This window comes from Finegoldia sp. BIOML-A4, from assembly GCF_009679635.1.
In the GTDB taxonomy this organism is placed as follows: Bacteria; Bacillota; Clostridia; order Tissierellales; family Peptoniphilaceae; genus Finegoldia; species Finegoldia magna.
This window is the reverse complement of sequence record NZ_WKZC01000001.1, coordinates 427,288-447,048: the sequence shown is the minus strand read 5'-3', so window position 1 is coordinate 447,048 and position 19,761 is coordinate 427,288. Positions and strand designations below refer to the sequence as shown.

Genomic DNA, 19,761 nt, shown 5'->3' with positions numbered 1-19,761 from the left:
TTGTCTCGCCTATTTACTAGATTATTTAAAAAAACAAATAATTCAAAACATACACCGTAACGACCGACAGCAAAAATCCAAGCTCCGTAATTCTGGTCTTCGTTTTCTTGTAAAAATCAGACGAAATCACAAAAGCTGGGCCAATCGCAATGTACATAATTATAGATTTAATCAACTGCTGATTGTTCGTCACAGCACTCACAACGACGTATGTAAACACTGGAATTATCAGCAAATTCACAACAGTAAGCATAATGGATGTCAAATCAAACAAACTTTTCATATCAATGCTTGAAATTGCAAGTGCAAATGCTATTATAATCACAACTGAACTTGTCGATTGAATGATTTTTAGAGGAGTTAGTATGTATGAAAACTTGTAAATCGCACTAATACAAAAAGCTACGGAAAAGCCCATCGCCATCAAAAAGTCTGTCACATTGAAAATTCTCTTGTAAAGCATGTACACAAGATAAATCACACAAGAAATTATAATCAGATTGTTCATAATATTCTTGTCCATAACATTTTGCAAAAACGGCCTCATAACAATAATATTTGAGAAAATAAACGCAGGTTCCAACGAATCCTTGTCCTTAGTGTTGATTTGGAAAATCATCGTCATAATCTTAGACAATATCCACAAATACACAAAAAACACACCAAGTTTGATGTTGAAATTCTTGTACGTAAGTTCACTCAAACTAATCGCAATATTCGCCGGAATAATTACAACGTAGATTAATTTCGAAAAAAATGCGACAATTTGCTTTTCATTTGAAATCGTTCTGGCAAACAAAAATATAATTGCAAACACCACCAGAACACTTGTCCAGTAATTAAAATAACTCATACTATCCTCCAACTTTATTATACCATAGCAAAATAGTAAATATGAGAAAAAGCAGACGTGGCATTTATTGAAATAATTTATAAATAAATTTGTTGTAATTTGTTTGACACATCGTTGACATTTTGTAAACATTTTCCACGTTGCAAATCAGTATAAGGGGTATAATAGATTTAAGGAGGATAATATCATGAAGAGGAAATTATTAGTAGTTTTATTAGCATGCGCTATGCTAAGTTCTTGTGGAGTGAAAAACGTTGGAAATACTGGCGTGAAAACTTCTGGAGAAGACGGCATACATATCAAAAACGGCGACTCAGAAGTAAGTATCGGAAAAGACGGAATCATCGCAAAAAGCGGTGACTCAGAAGCAAATATAGGAAAAGACGGAATAGTCGCAAAAAACGGCGACTCAGAAGCAAATGTCAGCACAGATGGAGTAAAAGTGCAAAACGGATTGGACCTTGAAGGAGAAGACCCAGTAACAAAAGAAAAAAGAAAGAATAATGTATTCTTGGACGAAGACAAAATAAAAGAAATGGAACTAAAAGAAAATTACCTTGAAAAAAAAGACATCAAAGATTGGGAAATCAAATTGGACAAACAATCCCAAACATACACAATAAAATACAAAGCACTACATCAAAGACACGAAAATGAAAGAGACGCTGTCACAGGTCATTTGTTAAAAGGAATGACATCAGCTGTTTCAAGATAGTGCATAAAATTGTAAAACAGGGAATACTCCCTGTTTTTTTGTGTTCATTTTGGTGGTTAGGAGATGAACGTGGGTGTGGCGATTATTCTTGCCTTTGCGAAAGATCTGACCTACGTTCGTGTTGCAATCCCCACTCTTGTGTTCGTCTAAGCAAACAATCGAAGCTAAGAATATCATACGGAAAAAATAAGCATAAATTCAAGCGAAGTGAACCGTTAAAAAATTGTGCTGTTTGAGTGCGTAGCATGAGTTCACAATTTTAGGTTCACAAGCTTAGAATTTATTTATTTTTGTAGTCTAGATATTCGGTCGAGATGTTTGTTATCATTCACCTACGTGTCTCTTGCTACTCTTTCCCGGCCGCCAGTTTCTCCTGATAAATATTCTAGTACTAATTTTATTTTAAATTCTTTTGTGTATTTTGGCAAACAAAAACCCCTCCATCCGTATTCCGGATTTTGGGGTTAAGGTCAGTTTCCTCCGACCTTTTTATTATTTTTGTTCCTTATAAACTTCTGGAATTTTAATGTCATTTCCGACTTCATTCTTAATTCCATCAATTTCCTTAGCTTTCTTTAACCAATCTTCAAAGCTAATTCCTATAGGGAATTTTTCATCAATTTTATCTTCCTTAGTAAAATCACTGAAGGATTCTATTCCTGACTCTTTAACGAAATTTAGATTTACAAATTCACCAAGCTTATCAGTTTTTGGTCTAAATTTTTTATCAATCTTGTATTCATCGTATTGTTTTACAAAGTTATCAATATTTTCTTGATTAAATTCCCAAGTAAGTGTTCTACCTTCTGCAATGGTCTTCATATAGATTGTCATAAGACCAACTTCAGGTGCTGTACCAAATCCGTCTGCAAACATCATTGCTGCGTTATATGGATGTTCGTATAAGTATTTAAGTGACATTGAATGTGCTACTAAAAGTCTTTGTGCAACTTCTGGATGTTCTTTTTTGAAGTTTTCATTCATTGCATATATACAGCACATTCCCCAACCATGTTTATGGTCATTTTTTTCTTTAGTTTCATCAATTGTTCCACCCCAGCCTACAGCAACAACTCTTCCAAGTCCTTGATATTCACATTGTGAAGCATATGGGTCACAACATGAAAATGCTGAAATCTGTCCTGATTTAAGTGCCATAGGGGCATCTTTTTGTCCCATCTTTACAATTTGATATTTGTCTTTTTCAGTTGGTATTCCAAGTTTAGATGCCCATTTAATCCATTCAGGATCATTTTCAGGATCTTCTGTGATAGCTAACTTTTTACCAACTAAGTCCTTAGGATCTTTAATGTCATTAGATACAACTAAGTATCTTGATCCTCCAAGGTGATTTGCAGCCGCCATGATTATAGGAGCTCCTTCATTTCTTGCATTTAATGCCCCTTCAATACCCATATAACCTACGTGCATTTCACCTGTTGTCATTGCTTGTGCTATGTTTGTGTTATTTGTCTTTGTAACTGTAACATTTAATCCTAAAGCTTTATAAATTCCCGCTTGTTCTCCAACAATAGCTGCTACCATATGGTCACAGTTATTGTATCCCATTTGAATCTTTAGATTCTTGTCGGCTTCAGGGATTTCTGGCAAGTTATACTTTGCCGCTACAGCCTTTGCATCATATGCTACTTTTTCAACATTCCCAGTTGAATTATCTTTACATGCTGTAAGTGAAAATAGCATACATGAAATAAGTAAAATAGATAAAATCTTTCTTTTCATGATTAACCTCCTTTTATTGATATATCTATATAATTATTATAAACCTTAAACTTAAGTTAATGGTCAAGCGTTATTCATCTAATCCTTCAATATAATGACAAAAATGTCCTTTACAACAACTTACTGTATCTCCTTCTTGAAGATGTTCGATTAAAAGTTCCTTTTCTTGCTTTAATCTATTTATCTCTTTATCAATATCCTCAATCTTTCTTCGCATATGGCTAGTTACATAGCTACAAGTTGAATTCCCACTTCTCTTAAGCATAATAATATCTTTTATTTCATCCAGACTAAAACCTAAATTTCTTGCTTTTTTTATAAAATTTAAATTTTCCACATGGGACTCATTATAATCTCTATAACCATTATCCAACCTTTTAACATCCATTAGTAACCCCTGTTTTTCATAATACCTTATTGCAGAGTCACTAAGTTCTGTTAATTCGCATACCTCTTTAACTTTCATAATATCTCCTTACTTGACCTCAAGTAAAAAAATCCTATCAGCAAATACCCATGCCCTCTGAAAACAAATTGTGAAGATGTTTGTCTTCAATTCTAAAGATACCATAACCATATTGTCCCCTTTTAGAACCACTTACAACAAATTCATTTGGCGGTTTATTATCTACGTTTTTAATTTCAATTTTTTGGTTTTCATATGGAGCTCTACTTTCGTCTGAAAAATAGATTCCTTTTCCTGAGTCAATAGCTACTACTAAGTGATTTGCCTCTTTAGTCCTTCTAAAAATAATAATTAGGTCATTTTTGCCGTTACCTGATACATCTGCAAGCTTACATTTTACAACTTCTTTTCCTGGAAATTCATCATAAAACGCCTGCAACAAGTAATGATCCTTTTCAACACCGAAGTCGACCTTTTTATATTTTATATTGTTCCTGTATCCAAAATAACCTAAAAGCAAAGCAAGAATTATGATTAAGACTTTCCTTAAAATTATACTCTTATTCTTTTCTGCCTTCATATTAATTGTCCTTTTTTGAATAATAGTAAGTTCTTAATTTAAAGAATACTGATTTTAGGAAAAAGTAAAAAACAATTGCAGAACAAACGTACTTAACCCATTCTGGGAATGATAACATCATCTTGTTCGCATAGTTTATAGCATTTGTAACTTCATCATATTCCATTTGCCTTTGAAAACCTGGCATTAATAACTTATTGGTCATAAATCCGATAAACATAGCATATGCAGAAATAACCACAGTATAAATTGTTGCAGTTCTCTTTCCAATCATCTTACCAATACTAATTATTTCAGGAATATTTGTTGCAGCTCCTGCCATCAAGAATGTTATTGCCGCTCCAGGGGATGCTCCCGATGCAATTAACGCTGCAATCAAAGGTATATGACCAACTGCACACACATACATCAACGCCGCAAGTACTGCAACATTCCAAAGTGATAAAAGACCTGGGTCTCCAAGGTATTTTTGGATAAATGACTCTGGGAAAATTGTTAATACAAAACCTCCAAACAACATTCCATATACAACATACTTACTAAGTGTAATGGCAAAGTCATTTCTCACCCATTCCATTCCTTCTGATATTTTTATCTTAAGACTTTTTTTCTTTTCCTCTTCTAAATTTATATGGTTTATCTCTTCTGCAACCACTTCATTTCTAAGTTCTTTACCAGAAACTAAGTTGCCTATAATTCCAATTATTATAGGTAATGTGATTCCTGCAAAAATATTAATTAGAGCTATCTCTTTTCCCAGTAGTCCAAAGCTAAGTATTAACGCCGCAGGGTTTAATACCGGTGACGAAGCTAGGAATGCTAAAGTAGGTCCAGCATACGCCCCCGAATAATAAAGACTTATTCCTATTGGAACAGAGCCACAGCTACATACTGGAAGTAGCATTGAATATCCAGTTATTTTAAATATTGAGGATATCTTTGTATTTCCCAGTGACCTTTGCAGTCTTACTGGTGAAATTATATTTCTCATTAGACCTGCTATGAGTAAGCTAATTACAAGCCATGTTGAAGCTCCGTTAAGTAACTCCACAGATCTTAAAATTATCTCTTTAATATAGTCAAACATCTATCTCTCCAAACTCTAAAGCTAACTTTAATGTTGTTTAGAATTAAAAACCGTACCACCGGTTTTAATTCTGTCAAGCTCTTAAATAGTTATAACTTGATCTAAATTTGCATCCTTCAAAAGTCCATATAACATAGGGAAACAACCTATATGTGCTCCTTTGATTAGCTTGTCTTCAATTTCTCTTTCATAGACACATTGATCACATGCTAATACTACCATGTCCTTCTCATCAATTAACTTTTGAATTCTTCCTCCCAAGTCGGTGTTGTCTAACAACATAAATGTATTGTCAAAAACAAAGAACATTCCTACGACTTCTGCAACATGTTCTCCAGCTTCCATTTGAGGAATAATCATATCCCTTAAAATCTTTCTGGAATTGCTTGAACTAACAACATAAGCTACTCTCATTTCAATACCTCACTATAAAATATTTTTTTGCCTACTTCAAAAGCTTTATCTAAGCTTAATCCATAGGTTGTTTCATAATCTAATTCTTTGTCTTCAAAGTAATCCTTCATCTTTTTTTCATCCAGAAAAAAGTTCATTACGTTTCAGCAACATGCTGACCAATCATCAAACTCGTTTAAATCCACATGGATACAATGAATATCTGGACTGCTTTTATAAACAATCTCCCCATTTTTTACCACTACTTTAATTGGTTCTCCACTTGTGGAACATACGGAATCAATTTCCAAGTCCTGCCAAAATGTAAAGTAGGATCCAAGGGAGTCTATGGCACACATTGAGTAAAACTCTCTTCCATCTTTCAATGTAATGTGATGTGATGTTGGGAGTCCTGAAACTGGATATGCAAATTGTATCTCTTTGCCTTCCTCATCTAATATAAGCTTTCTCTTTTTTATCAAACTGTCCAGTATTTTAAACTTTGAACATTTTGAAATCGGAAGTACTCCACCTTCATCCACCATAAGATTTAAAATACCAATTCTGTCTTTTTGTTCTTCAGGTGTTAAAATCTCTTCATTACATTCAACGTCTTTTATATCAATAGATGTTTTCATTAATTATTTTCAAAATTCACCTCCACTCCTTTCTTTTTTCCTTCTCCCTGCTTCAATAAATTTATTAGATAAAAGCCCTACGTATTCTTTGAATTTTTCATCCTCTGGGTTTCTCGGGCTATCTAACTCTATTTTTTCATTAAGAATAATCTCTCCATAGTTTGTTGACATTAAAATTACTCTATCAGATAAATAAATTGCTTCACTTACATCGTGAGTTACTATTATCACAGTAAGCTTTTCTCTTCTAAATATATCAATCAACTCATTTTGAAGGCTCTGTCTCATTTCAATGTCCAGCGCCCCCAAGGGTTCGTCCATCAGTAGTATTTCTGGTCTAACTGCCAATGCTCTTACCAAAGCAGTTCTCTGTTTCATACCTCCAGACATTTGATGAGGATAAAGATTTTTATACTCTTTAAGTCTAGAGATTTCCAGTAGGTAATCCAGTCTTTTTCTCTGTTCTTCTAAACTCATCTTCGCCTGTTTCATTGGGAAGAGAATATTATTTTCAACGGTCTTCCAAGGATATAGTGCATAATTTTGGAACATAAATGCCTTGTCTGGACCAGCTTTTGTAACTGGTTCTCCATTTAAGAGGATAACCCCGCTGTCTTGCTTTTTAAAACCCGCAATTGTGGTTAACATTGTAGTCTTACCACATCCTGAAGGTCCAAGTAATGTTACTATTTCTCCCTCTTCCACATTAAAACTTATATTGTCTAAAACTATTCTTCTTCCTTGATCTTCTTCAAATCCCTTGCATATGTTTTTTACTTCTAATTTCAACGTATATACCTCCATGCGGTAAGTTTTTTATTTAATAAAAGTAAAAACCTATCCAAAATAAATCCAATTAATGCTGATAACATCATAAGCGCCAATAACCTATTGGTCTGCATCATTGACTGTGCTTGCATCATTTCATAACCGATACCTGCACTTGTCGCGATGAACTCCGCTCAGATAACAGACATCCAGCCTGCGCCTATGGCAAGCCTTGCACCTACAAGAATATGAGGCATGGACGCTGGTACAACTACATTCACAAAAGTACTCATTTTTGAAGCTCCCATACTCTTTGCTGCATTATAATAATCCCTATCTATTGATGCAACTCCTGAAGATGTATTCATAATAACTTGAAACACCCCATTAAGTGCAATCATAAATAGTGTTGGACCATCTCCAATTCCTAACCAAATAATTGAAAGCGGCACCCATGCCATCATAGGTATTTGTCTTAGGGAGTTTACAACACCACCTAAAATACCTTCAAATATTTTTGATAGGCCCATTGCCATTCCTATTGGAACTCCTACAAGAACAGCTATAAGCCATCCTTTAACTACCCTTGACATTGTTATTCCTATATTTGTCATAACTTTTGAACTTGTAACGTTAGCGTAAAGTTCTGTAAAGGTAGATTTTGGTGTTGGCAATAACAGTGGTATGCCTATTTTGGTTGAGGCAACTTGCCAAACTATAAGTAACAGAATTAAAAAGCCAAATTTATATAATTTTTGTTTAAAATCATCGGACTTCATCATTTTTTTAAATCTATTTCTTTTAATTTTACCTTCCAAATCTCATTCCTCCTTTCATCTTTTCCAAATTTAAACTCAAAATAATCTGGATTTGGATTTTTATCATATTCCAAAACCATTTTATTATAAGCTTTTAAAAACTTTTCAAATTTTTTATCCTTAAGGATTTTTCTATTTGCAATTATTACATTTGAACCATAGTCACTATCAGATACATTTTCAATTTCGCCTTCTAAATTGGAATTAATAAGCCCTATATCTATAACATATCCATCTATTTGACCACTTTCATAGGCGTATCCAAAACTGTGAGGATTCATATATTTAATTTCTGCATCCGCATATTTTTCTTTAATAAAATCTGAAAGATAATTTTTATTGCTCGTCAGTCCGATCTTTGTTATATTATTGTCTTTTTTAATTAACACATCGGTATTTTCAGTTACTGTTCCAAGCAAAACAAAATCATCGCTAGCTTCTATGAATTTATCTGCGGCGTCAGTACACACTATTGCCACATCATAAACATTTGATTTCAATGACCATTGAGCAGTTGGCGCTCAGCAGTCCTTTAAGTAGTACGGCTCAATTTCAAAATCAAACTCGTTTTGACTTATAACTTTTTTTAAAATTGATCCTGCCATATCATCGCCAGCACCAATTCTTAAAGTGCCCTTCTCTTCTCTTTCAGGAAAATTAAATATTAGTGCTACAATGGCGACTATTGCAACGATTAATAAAAAATTAATTAAAAATCCATTATTTTTTTTATTCATTTAAATTATCAACCGCCTGAGCAATTTCATTTCTTATGTTCTTTATACTTAATTTAGTTACTTTCTTTTTTTCGTTTATAATCATGGTTCCTTGAAATACCATTCCATATTTTCTCAAAGCTTCCATATCCTTGCCTTGACTATAGAGTTTAACTTCAACTTTATCCCCAAATTCTTTTGCCACATCCTTGACATTTCTCCCTATGGAGTCACAACTTGGTCATGTATTAATAAATTCAACAAGTACTTTCTTCAATCACTCACTCCTTCTAATAACAATAATCTTCCATTTAACAATTATATGCAAAATAAAAAATATGTCAACAATTAATCAAACACAATTCGAATGCTTGTCCAGTAATTATAATAACTCATACTATCCTTCTGCTTTATTATATCATAGCAAATTAGCAAAATATGAGAAAATCAGACGTATCATTTATTGAAATATTCTATAAATGAATTTGGTGCAATTAATTTTTCACATCGTTGACATTTTGTAAACATTTTCCACGTTGCAAATCAATATAAGGGGTATAATAGGTTTAAGGAGGACAATATCATGAAGAGGAAATTATTAGTAGTATTGTTGGCATGCGCTATGCTAAGTTCTTGTGGAGTGAACAACGTTGGAAATAATGGCATACATATGAAAAACGGAGATGCAGAAGTAAGCATCGGAAAAGATGGAATCATCGCAAAAAGCGGCGACTCTGAAGCAAAAATCGGAAAAGATGGAATCATCGCAAAAAACGGTGACTCCGAAGCAAACGTCAGCGCTGAAGGAGTTAAAGTGCAAAACGGACTCGACCTTGAAGGAGAAGATCCAGTAACAAAAGAAAAAAGAAAGAATAATGTATTCTTGGACGAAGACAAAATCTTCGAGATGGAAATAAAGGAAAATTCCCTTGATAAAGATGACATCAAAGATTGGGAAATCAAATTAGACAAAGAATCGCAAACATACACAGTAAAATACAACGCACTACATCATAGACACGAAAATGAAAGAGACGCTGTCACTGGTCAATTGCTCAAAGGAATGACATCGCCAACTTCAAGATAGTAAAACAGGGTTTTGTCCCTGTTTTTAGTACCATAAATAGTGTAAGAAAGGAAGTAATTCCTATCTTGCACTATTTTTGTATAATGAAGAAGTAGTATGACGAGCCTCTTTTAGGGTTGAAACATCCGCCACAAAAACTGTCAACTACCTTTTCATTATTCATATTCGGTTAAGCAGGTTGGGCAAAACGTCCGTGTCACAAGCTAAAAAGAGTGTAATGGTGCAGGTAGAAACTACAAACTAAAAAGAAAGAAGGAAAATTATGATATCTGTAGGAATAGATATATCAAAAGACAAAATCACAGTTTGTGCATTAGAACAAGGAAGTAAAATAATTTGGAAACCATTTGATGTTTCTTTAAACAAAACAGAAGTAGAAGAATTAATAGAGAAACTAGAAAAATTAAAAGAAGAAGTAAAAATAACAATGGAAGCAACAGGAAAATATCATCTACCAATACTTTATGAATTAAAAGATAGAGGATACTTTGTAGCAGTAATAAATCCACTAAAGATGAAACAATATTGTCGAGCATTAAACTTTAGAAAAGCAAAAAATGACAAAATAGATGCAAAACAAATAGCAGAATATGGACTAATGTATTGGAAAGAATTAGAAGAATACAAAGTAGATGAAGAAAACTACAAAATCTTAAAAGAATTAAACAGAAGCTACCAACATTACATGGAGCTAAGAATCGATCAAATGAACTACATAGATCAAACAATACATCAAACATTTCCAGGCATAAAAAAACTAATACCACATAATTCAGGAGACTTTTCAAAAGACAAACTCTTAGACTTTTTAGAAAAATGGTGGCATAAAGACCTAGTATTAGAAAAAACAGAAGAAGAATTTATAGAAGAATATAAAAGGTGGGCAAAAGAAAAGAGATACCATCCAAATGCAAACAAAGCAAAAGCCATTTACCAATTAGCAGAGGATAGTATCTCAACACAACCTTCCCATAACTCAAAAATAGAAACGAATATCAGAGAAGGAATAAACCTGATAAAACAAATAAATCAGATTCTAAATAGCATTTTATCACAAATGATAGAAATATCCGAGCCCTTAGAAGAATATAAAGAAGCAAAAAAATTCTCAGGAATATCAGAAAAATTAGCAGTACAAATAGTAGCAGAATTTGGAGACTTATCAAAATTTAAAAACAAAAAAAGTTTAATATCCTTTATGGGAATAGACGCACCGCCATATGAATCAGGAAACTTTAAATCAGATCAAAGGAAAATAAGTAAAAGAGGAAACGCAATANATTTTATCACAAATGATAGAAATATCCGAGCCCTTAGAAGAATATCAAGAAGCAAAAAAATTCTCAGGAATATCAGAAAAATTAGCAGTACAAATAGTAGCAGAATTTGGCGACCTATCAAAATTTAAAAACAAAAAAAGTCTAATATCCTTTATAGGAATAGACGCACCACCTTATGAATCAGGAAATTTTAAAGCGGATCAAAGAAAAATAAGTAAAAGAGGAAACGCAATACTGAGAAAAGTAGGCTACCAGGCAATGAAATGTATGATGAGTGCTAAAAATCCAGAAAATGAAATATATAAGTACATGATAAAAAAAGAAAAAGAAGGAAAAGCCAAAAAAGTATGTAAATTTGCAGGATTAAACAAATTCTTAAGAATCTACTATGCAAGAGTTATGGAATCANTAGCAGAGGATAGTATCTCAACACAACCTTCCCATAACTCAAAAATAGAAACGAATATCAGAGAAGGAATAAACCTGATAAAACAAATAAATCAGATTCTAAATAGCATTTTATCACAAATGATAGAAATATCCGAGCCCTTAGAAGAATATAAAGAAGCAAAAAAATTCTCAGGAATATCAGAAAAATTAGCAGTACAAATAGTAGCAGAATTTGGAGACTTATCAAAATTTAAAAACAAAAAAAGTTTAATATCCTTTATGGGAATAGACGCACCGCCATATGAATCAGGAAACTTTAAATCAGATCAAAGGAAAATAAGTAAAAGAGGAAACGCAATACTAAGAAAAGTGGGCTACCAGGCAATGAAATGTATGATGAGTGCTAAAAAACCAGAAAATGAAATATATAAGTACATGATAAAAAAAGAAAAAGAAGGAAAAGCCAAAAAAGTATGTAAATTTGCAGGATTAAACAAATTCTTAAGAATCTACTATGCAAGAGTTATGGAATCAAAAGCCCAAAAACAAGAATTAAAAGTAGCATAAAATCTAAAATTACACTAAAAAAACCGATTGATTACACTCGGTTTGTTTGCCATGCACTAATTTAATTACTCAAATAATCAAATAACCTGAAATTAATTTCAGGTTATGCTTGACTTTTGTTAGCAGGTTTTTATGTGCAAATTGATTTATCAGATGAAAATGACCTTATCAGAGCGAATATATAAGGTTTTTTGAGGTGTAGTGGTGTGATTATATGGGTAAAGTTTAAAAAGCTTGTAATGGGCGTGTGAGTTAAGTTTAAATGAATTTGTGTAATTTTTGTAATAAATTGAAATTATTTTGAAGATTTTTGAGAAAAAAGTGTTGACATAATACCTTTTAAGGTATATACTATAGTTACAAAGTTAGAAAGAGGTATAAAAAAATAGTTGCTAGTTGAAGACCGCAAAATCAACAAACTAACAACTATTAGCTGATATCACTAATAAAGTGATATCTCAATTATACTACAAAAATCAAAAAGTATAAAGGAGATTAATCATGAAAGAATTAAAAAATTTAACAGTAGAAAAATTAAGAGAAGTTGCAGAAAGAAAAATAGCAAAGGTTGTATATATTGCTGATAGATTTAATCTAAGAAAAGCAAACGGAAGCTTAAGCTACTATATTAATTTGAATGAAGGTTTTAGAGAATATTTTTTAGAAAGAGTACAAGATTCGTTCTTCGATGCTATAAGAGAAGAAACAATCGAATTAGAGCAAAAAGAATTAGAAAATAAATTAGAAGAAGATTTAGAAATTTTTGATACAGAAGAAGAACAGGAAGAACTAAGAGATGATTTTGAAGTTGAATGTGATGAAATTAGAGAAAATATGTATGAAAAATGTAACGATGAAATGTTTGAAGAATTAGACAAAGAACAATTAATACAATACATTGATACATTAGAAGATTACAGCTATGAATTAGTATGTGATATAAGAGATTATAGAAGCGATGAAAAAGAATTATATTTTTAAAGGAGACAAAATGAAAGAAGATCTAACAGATAAAAAGTTTGAAAGATTAACAGTGATCAAAAAAGACAAAGACAGAAAAAATCATTGGATATGCAAATGTGATTGTGGGAATATTGTATCGGTCTTAGATTTCTACTTGATACATGGAAAAACTAAAAGTTGTGGTTGCTATAGAGCTGACAGAGCAAGAAAGCATTTAGAAAGTATTAGAAAGAACACTCAAAAAGCAAATGATAAATTAAGTTTTCAGGGTACGAGAATTAATGCCTTAACACAAAATGTTAGTTCAAATTCAAAAACAGGTATTAAAGGTGTTACGAAAATAAAAGACGGAAAATACATTGCTTATATTAAATTCAAAGGTAAAAGAAAACACTTAGGAACTTATGATGATATAGAAGAAGCTAAGAAAGCACGAAAGAAAGCAGAAGAAATGTATTTTAAACCAATTTTAGATATGTATAATTCTACAAAATAAAAAGAGCAGGTGCAAAACCTGCTCCCCAAAATTCCATTTTGGTTAAATTTTAATTTTTAAGTAAATTAATTACTTAAGATATAATTACAAATACCTTTACATTCCAATGTGGGTAGATTTTAAAATTTTTGTAAATTAGATAGTAATTGATAAGTTACTAATATATTTACATTCCAAGTTGGATAGATTGTAATTACAATTTAATTATATCAAGAATAATAAAAAAGTCAAGGGGGAAAATTTTGAAATACAAAACAAGTGAAGCACAAAGAAAAGCTAATGAAAAATGGAAAGAAAAAAACAAAAATCTACAAAAAAAATATGTATTGAAATCAAACTGTAAGAGATACATTAAAGAATTCGCAGAACTTAGCGATTTAGAAGAACTAGAAGAAATGATAAAAAATGCGAAAAAAGATGTTGACAATATACCTTAAAAGGTATATAATTAAGATGTAAAGAAAAGGAAATGCAAAAATCAAAGGAGTAGAAAGATGAAGGATTTAAAATTAGAAAGTATAGAAATCAAAAACAATACAAGATGGTTGAACGGAAAACAAAATATTGAAAGTTATAACTATATAGATAAAGATATTAATACAGATGAAGAAAAAATAATAGCTGCTATCGAATGTTTTCATTGTTATTTATTATCACTTCCAGTTTGGAATATGTTAAATGAAGAATGCGAAGGCGAATTAGATTTCGACGAAGATTTCGTTGCAGATATGTTATTTGAAATGTGTTACCACAGAAACAGAGAAAATGATTTAGAATTAAAGAAAAAAATTGGAAGATGTATTTTAAAGCTATACGATAATGAAACTATAGTTCAAATCAATAATGTATTACTTTATTTAGAAGACGACTACGATGGAAAAGAAAAACACGATACTTTAAAAGAAATTTATATTTTAGATATGTATTTATCACACGATATAAAAGATTTATATTTATATAACTTTAATTATGAACAAATTTTAGAAATATATGAAGGTTTTAAAAATAGAGTTGATGCTAGAATTTACGCAAAGGGAACATACGACTGGAGACAAATGAAAGAAATTAGAGAAAGACTGGAAGAAGAAAAAGCACTCATTAAATAGTGCCTTTCTAATACCTATATGATTAAACCATACTCAAACTTTTTAAGTTTGATAATTTAATTATATAGAATTGAATAAAAAAGTCAACAGCTACAATTTAGGTAACAAAAGGGCAACACAACAAGCTATAACCATTGAAAAATAGCCATTCACGTTTTCCATCTTAAGAGCAGAGCAAACCACCAGCTAAGCTGGTGGTTATGATTGCTTAAAATTAGGTTTTGTTAAAAAACAACTTCATCAGACGAAACATACAAAGAGTTTTTGATAATAGTAGTATAATCACATGGCTAAAGTTTAAAAAGCTTGTAAAATGGATTTAAATGGGTATATAATAAAACTATAAATATTTAACCTGCTTTTATCACAAATTCATTATCAGAAATATAAATAAACAAATGTTCGTTTGATGCTTTTAGTACCCTGCCACGACTTAACGGCTTGGTTCTATGTGTTATTAGACATTGAATCAAGCCGTTTTTATGTTTTATATATTTAATCTACGATTATAGAACGTAACAATTAACGTAACAATTTTTTATGAGATTATATATTTTCAGTTTAAGTAAAATTTATAATACGTAAATTATGTATTGTTTTATAAAAAAACTATAATTTAAATTATAGTCATAAATAATAGGGCATAGAGATTTAGTTTAATTGGTAAAATGTCAGACTCCGAATCTGAAGGATGAAGGTTCGATTCCTTCAATCTCTGCCATATAAAAAAGATAGCTAAAACTAGCTATCTTTTTGCGTGTCATTATGTTCAATATAAAAACCTGCTTATCTATGCAGATTTTATATTGTATGGTTTTATTTGTTAGTTGCTTTATCTGTTCCATTATCATTATGTGTTTTATCTGTTTCATTATCATTATGAATTTCTGCAGGAGAAATTTTTCCATCAGATCCTATTGAATAAGATTTACCTTTTAACTTTACGTTTTCACTTGCTGGAACTTTTGGTACAGTTTTAATGTAATTGCCATTTAAGTCTTCTATTTTTCCTGGAAAATTCCCTGTATCTTGCCTATAGCTTTCCACAGCTGTTTCTAAGACTCTTACGTTTGCGTTGTGTGCAGTTATGGCTGCTTTTTCTTTTTGGTTTTTGTAGACTGGGATAGCAATTGCTATAAGTATTGCAAGTATTGCAAGTACTACTAATAATTCAAGTAATGTAAATCCTTTTTTCTTCTTTTTTAAAGATTGTAGTTTCATGATTTCCTCCAGTTATTTATTCTTCTACTTACTTTTATTATAATCAAAATCAAGGATTATTCAATACAAATAATTAAATATTTTTAAATCTATTCAAAAATCAATTTTTTGGCCAAATTCCTATAAAAAACAATTAGTGGGCCTGATAAAAATCCTAAAAATATAGTTCCTATTCCGATTTGTTCTCCAAATAATAGACCAACTACAATGCATATTATGTCTAATACGATCCTTGTATACTTATATGATAAATCTCTTTTAATTATATTGTCCACAACATAGGGCATAGCGTCATAAGCACTGGCACCTAGGTCAGCTTCCAAATAAATTCCAACTCCTATACTCATAACATTTATTCCAATTATCAACAGAATAAAGTTGACCCAAAATTTGTCAGTATCCATAAACTTTAGTAGCATGTACGAAAAATCAGCACTGTATCCTACAGTCGCCATATTTATAACTGTTCCAAGTCCGATAGATTTTCTGTGGCCAATAAAAACTATAACGATTAATATGAAATTGGTCACAGTAATTACAGTTCCAAAATCTTTATTCAAAAAGTCTGAAAATCCACTATTCATAAAACTAAGAGGATCTACGCCTAATTTTGATAGTCTGAGTATTCCGATACTAAACCCTATTATTATGTTTCCTAATATTGCAAACAATATTTGTTTTGTCTTTTTATTCATTAAAAATCTCCGTAAGTGTGTATTTTACTAATTCTTTAATATTATCATAAATAAACTCTTCATTTATGACTAAAGGGTAGTAATTGTTTATTAAATTATAATTGTTGTCCATACTTGTCATTGTGCATTCCACAAAATCATCTTCAATGTATCCTTCATGCAAGCTCAAACATAAAGTAATAAATATTCCTTGTGATTTGATTTGAGTTGATTCATACATGGCATCAATTTCCATTTTGTTATCTGTAATCAAAATAATTTCTAAGTTATTTTTTATTTTCTTAATATCATACAATAAATATCTAACAAAATTTGTGTATACATCAAACGTATCACAATTTTCTTCGAAGAATTCTCTCATATAATTGTACAGTTTTATCTTAAAACTCATTGATGTTTTAGAAAATTCTATTAATTCATCTGAAATACGATTTGATTTTGAAATCTTTTTGTATAGTTTCACTGATTTTGATTTATCATCTATATTGATATCGAATAATTTTGATGCCAAATCTTTTGCTTTAAGGGAAGTGAATGAGTTTTTGTAGTAATTTTTTATTAATTTTTGCAAGTAAACGCAATTATTAATGATATCAAATTCTGTATATTTGATTATCTTGGTATTGATAAATTTTACGTCAAATTCACTAAAGCTAATGATTTGTTTGCTTTGTAAGATTTTATAAGCTGATTTTATGATTTTTTCTTCAGATTCATTATTTTTTGAGTAGAAATTATAATATCTATCATTTGTAAAGATATTTATAAGATAAATATGGTTTTTGTGAGGATCAATTCCTGTTGTTTCTATATTTATAATAGCCTGATTTTCATTCATTTTATCACCATTTTCATTATACTATTATTTTGGTAAATTTTCTCTACATGTTATAATATTAGTATGATTTTAAATAGAAATGAAGGGATATAATGATATATTTAGACAATGCTGCTACTACGAAAGTGTCAGAAAATGCGGTAAAAGAAATGGTTAATGCAATGACTGTTGATTTTGGGAATCCTTCAAGTTTATACGATTTTGGAATGAGAGCGGAAAAGCTTGTTACTGATTCCAGAAATTCAATTGCAAACTTATTAAATGTTAGACCAGAGAATGTTTTTTTTACATCTTGTGGAACTGAAGGTAATAATATTTCAATCAATGGAAGTGTTACAAATGATAAAAAAGAAGAATTCATAACTACAAATATCGAACATTCTTCTGTGTTTAAGACTTATAATAAATTGAAGGAAAATAGGACTGTTCATTTTGTAAATGTAAGTGATGATTTTAAAGCTGATGATATCATTGATTTGATAAATGAAAAAACACGCTTAGTTTCAGTTATGCATGTTAATAATGAAACTGGAAAAATTCTTCCAATTACAGAATTGGGCAAAAAAATTAAAGAAAAAAATCCGAATACTTTGTTTCATGTAGATGGGATTCAAGGTTTTGGCAAGATTAAATTAGATATTAATGAAGCGAAGATTGATTTTTACACAATTAGTGGTCACAAAATCCACGCTCCAAAAGGGATTGGTGCGATTTTCATTAGAAATCCTGAAAGAGTTAAGCCTATTATAATAGGAGGTTCACAAGAATCGGGAATTTCACCTGGAACCGAAAATGTAGCGGGGATTGTGGCTTTAAAATGCGCTAGTGAAGAAGTTTTTTCTAAAATTGATGAAACTTACGACAGATTATACAAGATGAAGTCATATTTGATGAATGAATTATCAAAAATTGACGGTGTGTATTTTAATTCTAAGCTAGAAGGATATAGTCCATACATTACGAATGTGTGCTTTAATTACATTAAGAGTGAAGTATTGCTACACTATTTGGAACAAGATGAAATATACATTTCTACTGGGAGTGCATGCAATGGTTCCAAAAAATCCAGAATTATACAAAGCATCAACACACCTGATGAGTTTTCAGATGGATGTATAAGAATTTCATTTACAGATGATACGTCTGAGGATGTTTTGGATGTGTTTGTAGAGAAACTAAAGCTTAGATTAGAAGATATTAGAGATATTATGAGGAGATAAATGTTAGATTGGTATATTTCGGTTAGTTTTGGAGAACTAACCTTAAAAGGAAAAAACAGACACACTTTTGAGAAGCGTGCAATAAGTAAGATTTTGGATGCGATTTCTGATTATAAAATTGAAGAATACTATCAAGAACAAGGTAAGTTGTACATCAAGGCTGATGTCAATGATTTTGATGAAATTATAGTTAGAATTAAAAAAGTTTTCGGGATTGTGTACATTAGTCCTTGCATAAAATGTGAAAAAACGGTTGAAAGTATGCAAGATGGGGTATTAAAGATAATAGAAGGTAAAATTATCGAAGATAAACTTCAAACCTTCAAAGTTGATGTTCATAGAGTTGACAAAAACTTTGAACCAAAATCTCCAGAATTAAATCCACTTTTAGGTGGTACTATATTAAAAAAATATGGAAATTATGTTAAGGTTGATATCAAAAATCCTGACTTTTTTGTTTATGTAGATATTAAGGATAATTGTTATGTTTACACGGATAGAATAAAAGGTTGGGGTGGTCTTCCAATTGGTAGTTCTGGAAGAGGTTTGTTGTTATTATCTGGGGGTATAGATAGTCCCGTAGCTGCTTTTCTTATGGCGAAAAGAGGTGTTCGTGTGGATTGTTTGCACTTCCACAGCTACCCATTCACAAGTCAAAGAGGTTTTGAAAAGGTTAAGCAATTAGCAGAGGAAGTTTCGTATTATACTGGTAATATTAACTTTTATTCTGTGAACCTGCTTCCAGTGTACAAAGCTATCACCAAAAACTGCAAGGAAAGAATGATGACTATCATTTCTAGAAGATTTATGATGAGGATTGCAGAAAGAATAGCAAATGAAAACAAAATTGACGCTTTGATTACAGGAGAAAGCTTAGGTCAAGTTGCAAGTCAAACTATTCAAGGGGTCTCAGTAATCAATGAAGTTACAAGCCTACCTATTTTAAGACCTTTAATTGCAAGTGATAAAACAGAAATCATAGAAATTGCAAGGGAAATAGGAACGTATGAAACATCGATTTTGCCTTTTGAAGATTGTTGCACGGTGTTTACACCAAAAAGACCGGTCACAAAACCAAGAATTTACGATGTCAAAAGAGAAGAAGAAAACCTTGATATTGAAGGCTTGGTTCAAGAATGTATAGATAATATGGAATTAATTAAGATTAGACAATAGGAGGA

General features: G+C 31.1%; 24 protein-coding genes, 1 tRNA gene and 1 pseudogene. 11 read left to right on the top strand and 15 right to left on the bottom strand.

Annotated features, from left to right (window positions below; all coding sequences use genetic code 11):
- Window positions 1-25 precede the first annotated feature (25 nt).
- Window positions 26-853: a hypothetical protein gene (locus GKG01_RS02155; protein ID WP_154272023.1), complete on the bottom strand. Its 828-nt coding sequence runs from the start codon at window positions 851-853 to the stop codon at window positions 26-28.
- A gap of 187 nt (window positions 854-1,040) precedes the next feature.
- On the opposite strand from GKG01_RS02155, the gene GKG01_RS02150 reads away from it, so the two are divergent.
- On the top strand, window positions 1,041-1,568 hold the full coding sequence (locus GKG01_RS02150) for a hypothetical protein (protein ID WP_154272022.1): 528 nt from the start codon (window positions 1,041-1,043) through the stop codon (window positions 1,566-1,568).
- Between the two features lie 492 nt (window positions 1,569-2,060).
- On the opposite strand, the gene saoX is transcribed toward GKG01_RS02150, so the two are convergent.
- The 11 genes and pseudogenes from saoX to saoT all read right to left on the bottom strand — a co-directional run.
- Window positions 2,061-3,311 (bottom strand): ABC transporter substrate-binding subunit SaoX, encoded by a 1,251-nt coding sequence (gene saoX / locus GKG01_RS02140; RefSeq protein WP_094207755.1) that lies wholly within the window; start codon window positions 3,309-3,311, stop codon window positions 2,061-2,063.
- A gap of 70 nt (window positions 3,312-3,381) precedes the next feature.
- The gene (locus tag GKG01_RS02135; protein WP_094207756.1) at window positions 3,382-3,777 is read right to left on the bottom strand and encodes a MerR family transcriptional regulator; all 396 of its coding nucleotides are present in this window, start codon (window positions 3,775-3,777) and stop codon (window positions 3,382-3,384) included.
- A 37-nt stretch (window positions 3,778-3,814) separates the two neighbouring features.
- Complete coding sequence (saoC, locus tag GKG01_RS02130; protein ID WP_154272021.1) at window positions 3,815-4,297, bottom strand: Cys-Cys-COOH (seleno)protein SaoC; 483 nt, start codon at window positions 4,295-4,297, stop codon at window positions 3,815-3,817.
- A 1-nt stretch (window position 4,298) separates the two neighbouring features.
- Window positions 4,299-5,384 carry an efflux transporter SaoE gene (gene saoE, locus GKG01_RS02125; RefSeq protein WP_154272020.1) on the bottom strand — a complete coding sequence of 362 codons (1,086 nt, stop codon included), beginning with the start codon at window positions 5,382-5,384 and terminating at the stop codon, window positions 4,299-4,301.
- Between the two features lie 81 nt (window positions 5,385-5,465).
- Window positions 5,466-5,798 (bottom strand): DsrE-related protein SaoD, encoded by a 333-nt coding sequence (gene saoD, locus GKG01_RS02120; RefSeq protein WP_154272019.1) that lies wholly within the window; start codon window positions 5,796-5,798, stop codon window positions 5,466-5,468.
- 143 nt (window positions 5,799-5,941) lie between these two features.
- Window positions 5,942-6,415: a MerB-like organometallic lyase SaoL gene (gene saoL, locus GKG01_RS02115; RefSeq protein ID WP_154272018.1), complete on the bottom strand. Its 474-nt coding sequence runs from the start codon at window positions 6,413-6,415 to the stop codon at window positions 5,942-5,944.
- Window positions 6,416-6,424: 9 nt separating this feature from the next.
- A complete protein-coding gene (saoA, locus tag GKG01_RS02110; RefSeq protein WP_154272017.1) occupies window positions 6,425-7,204 on the bottom strand; it encodes an ABC transporter ATP-binding protein SaoA in 780 nt (259 codons plus the stop codon).
- Window positions 7,201-7,965, bottom strand: a complete 765-nt coding sequence (gene saoP, locus GKG01_RS02105; RefSeq protein ID WP_256369399.1) for an ABC transporter permease subunit SaoP — start codon at window positions 7,963-7,965, stop codon at window positions 7,201-7,203. Before saoP ends, saoA begins: the two co-directional genes overlap by 4 nt.
- On the bottom strand, window positions 7,962-8,501 hold the full coding sequence (locus GKG01_RS02100) for a hypothetical protein (protein WP_154272015.1): 540 nt from the start codon (window positions 8,499-8,501) through the stop codon (window positions 7,962-7,964). The genes saoP and GKG01_RS02100 overlap by 4 nt, the downstream gene beginning before the upstream one ends.
- A 21-nt stretch (window positions 8,502-8,522) precedes the next feature.
- Complete coding sequence (locus tag GKG01_RS02095) at window positions 8,523-8,738, bottom strand: hypothetical protein (protein WP_094207764.1); 216 nt, start codon at window positions 8,736-8,738, stop codon at window positions 8,523-8,525.
- Window positions 8,731-8,946 (bottom strand): annotated as a pseudogene (gene saoT / locus GKG01_RS02090) (thioredoxin-like (seleno)protein SaoT); the annotation flags it as partial. The pseudogene saoT and the gene GKG01_RS02095, both read right to left, overlap by 8 nt.
- Before the next feature lie 354 nt (window positions 8,947-9,300).
- Between saoT and GKG01_RS02085 the strand changes: the two are divergent.
- From GKG01_RS02085 to GKG01_RS02050, 8 genes are all read left to right on the top strand, one after another.
- Window positions 9,301-9,804, top strand: a complete 504-nt coding sequence (locus GKG01_RS02085) for a hypothetical protein (RefSeq protein WP_154272014.1) — start codon at window positions 9,301-9,303, stop codon at window positions 9,802-9,804.
- A gap of 262 nt (window positions 9,805-10,066) precedes the next feature.
- Window positions 10,067-11,212, top strand: a complete 1,146-nt coding sequence (locus GKG01_RS02080) for an IS110 family transposase (RefSeq protein ID WP_241684766.1) — start codon at window positions 10,067-10,069, stop codon at window positions 11,210-11,212.
- Entirely contained in the window at window positions 11,097-12,041 is a 945-nt protein-coding gene (locus GKG01_RS02075) for a transposase (RefSeq protein ID WP_154274619.1), read from the top strand. The genes GKG01_RS02080 and GKG01_RS02075 overlap by 116 nt, the downstream gene beginning before the upstream one ends.
- 501 nt (window positions 12,042-12,542) lie before the next feature.
- On the top strand, window positions 12,543-13,022 hold the full coding sequence (locus GKG01_RS02070) for a hypothetical protein (protein ID WP_154271226.1): 480 nt from the start codon (window positions 12,543-12,545) through the stop codon (window positions 13,020-13,022).
- A gap of 10 nt (window positions 13,023-13,032) precedes the next feature.
- Window positions 13,033-13,500, top strand: a complete 468-nt coding sequence (locus GKG01_RS02065) for an AP2 domain-containing protein (RefSeq protein ID WP_154271224.1) — start codon at window positions 13,033-13,035, stop codon at window positions 13,498-13,500.
- Between the two features lie 242 nt (window positions 13,501-13,742).
- Entirely contained in the window at window positions 13,743-13,937 is a 195-nt protein-coding gene (locus GKG01_RS02060) for a hypothetical protein (protein ID WP_094205114.1), read from the top strand.
- Window positions 13,938-13,994: 57 nt separating this feature from the next.
- The gene (locus GKG01_RS02055; RefSeq protein ID WP_154271222.1) at window positions 13,995-14,606 is read left to right on the top strand and encodes a hypothetical protein; all 612 of its coding nucleotides are present in this window, start codon (window positions 13,995-13,997) and stop codon (window positions 14,604-14,606) included.
- Between the two features lie 645 nt (window positions 14,607-15,251).
- A tRNA-Arg gene (locus GKG01_RS02050) sits at window positions 15,252-15,327 on the top strand.
- 95 nt (window positions 15,328-15,422) lie between these two features.
- Here GKG01_RS02050 and GKG01_RS02045 read toward each other — a convergent pair.
- From GKG01_RS02045 to GKG01_RS02035, 3 genes are all read right to left on the bottom strand, one after another.
- Window positions 15,423-15,827: a prepilin-type N-terminal cleavage/methylation domain-containing protein gene (locus GKG01_RS02045; protein WP_154271220.1), complete on the bottom strand. Its 405-nt coding sequence runs from the start codon at window positions 15,825-15,827 to the stop codon at window positions 15,423-15,425.
- A gap of 89 nt (window positions 15,828-15,916) precedes the next feature.
- On the bottom strand, window positions 15,917-16,522 hold the full coding sequence (locus GKG01_RS02040; protein ID WP_154271218.1) for a hypothetical protein: 606 nt from the start codon (window positions 16,520-16,522) through the stop codon (window positions 15,917-15,919).
- Window positions 16,515-17,360 (bottom strand): ribonuclease H-like domain-containing protein, encoded by an 846-nt coding sequence (locus GKG01_RS02035; RefSeq protein ID WP_154271214.1) that lies wholly within the window; start codon window positions 17,358-17,360, stop codon window positions 16,515-16,517. The genes GKG01_RS02040 and GKG01_RS02035 overlap by 8 nt, the downstream gene beginning before the upstream one ends.
- Window positions 17,361-17,452: 92 nt before the next feature.
- Here GKG01_RS02035 and GKG01_RS02030 point away from each other — a divergent pair, with 92 nt between their 5' ends.
- Both GKG01_RS02030 and thiI read left to right on the top strand, forming a co-directional pair.
- Complete coding sequence (locus GKG01_RS02030) at window positions 17,453-18,580, top strand: cysteine desulfurase family protein (protein ID WP_154271212.1); 1,128 nt, start codon at window positions 17,453-17,455, stop codon at window positions 18,578-18,580.
- The gene (gene thiI / locus GKG01_RS02025; RefSeq protein ID WP_094223344.1) at window positions 18,581-19,756 is read left to right on the top strand and encodes a tRNA uracil 4-sulfurtransferase ThiI; all 1,176 of its coding nucleotides are present in this window, start codon (window positions 18,581-18,583) and stop codon (window positions 19,754-19,756) included.
- The last annotated feature ends 5 nt before the right edge of the window (window positions 19,757-19,761 follow it).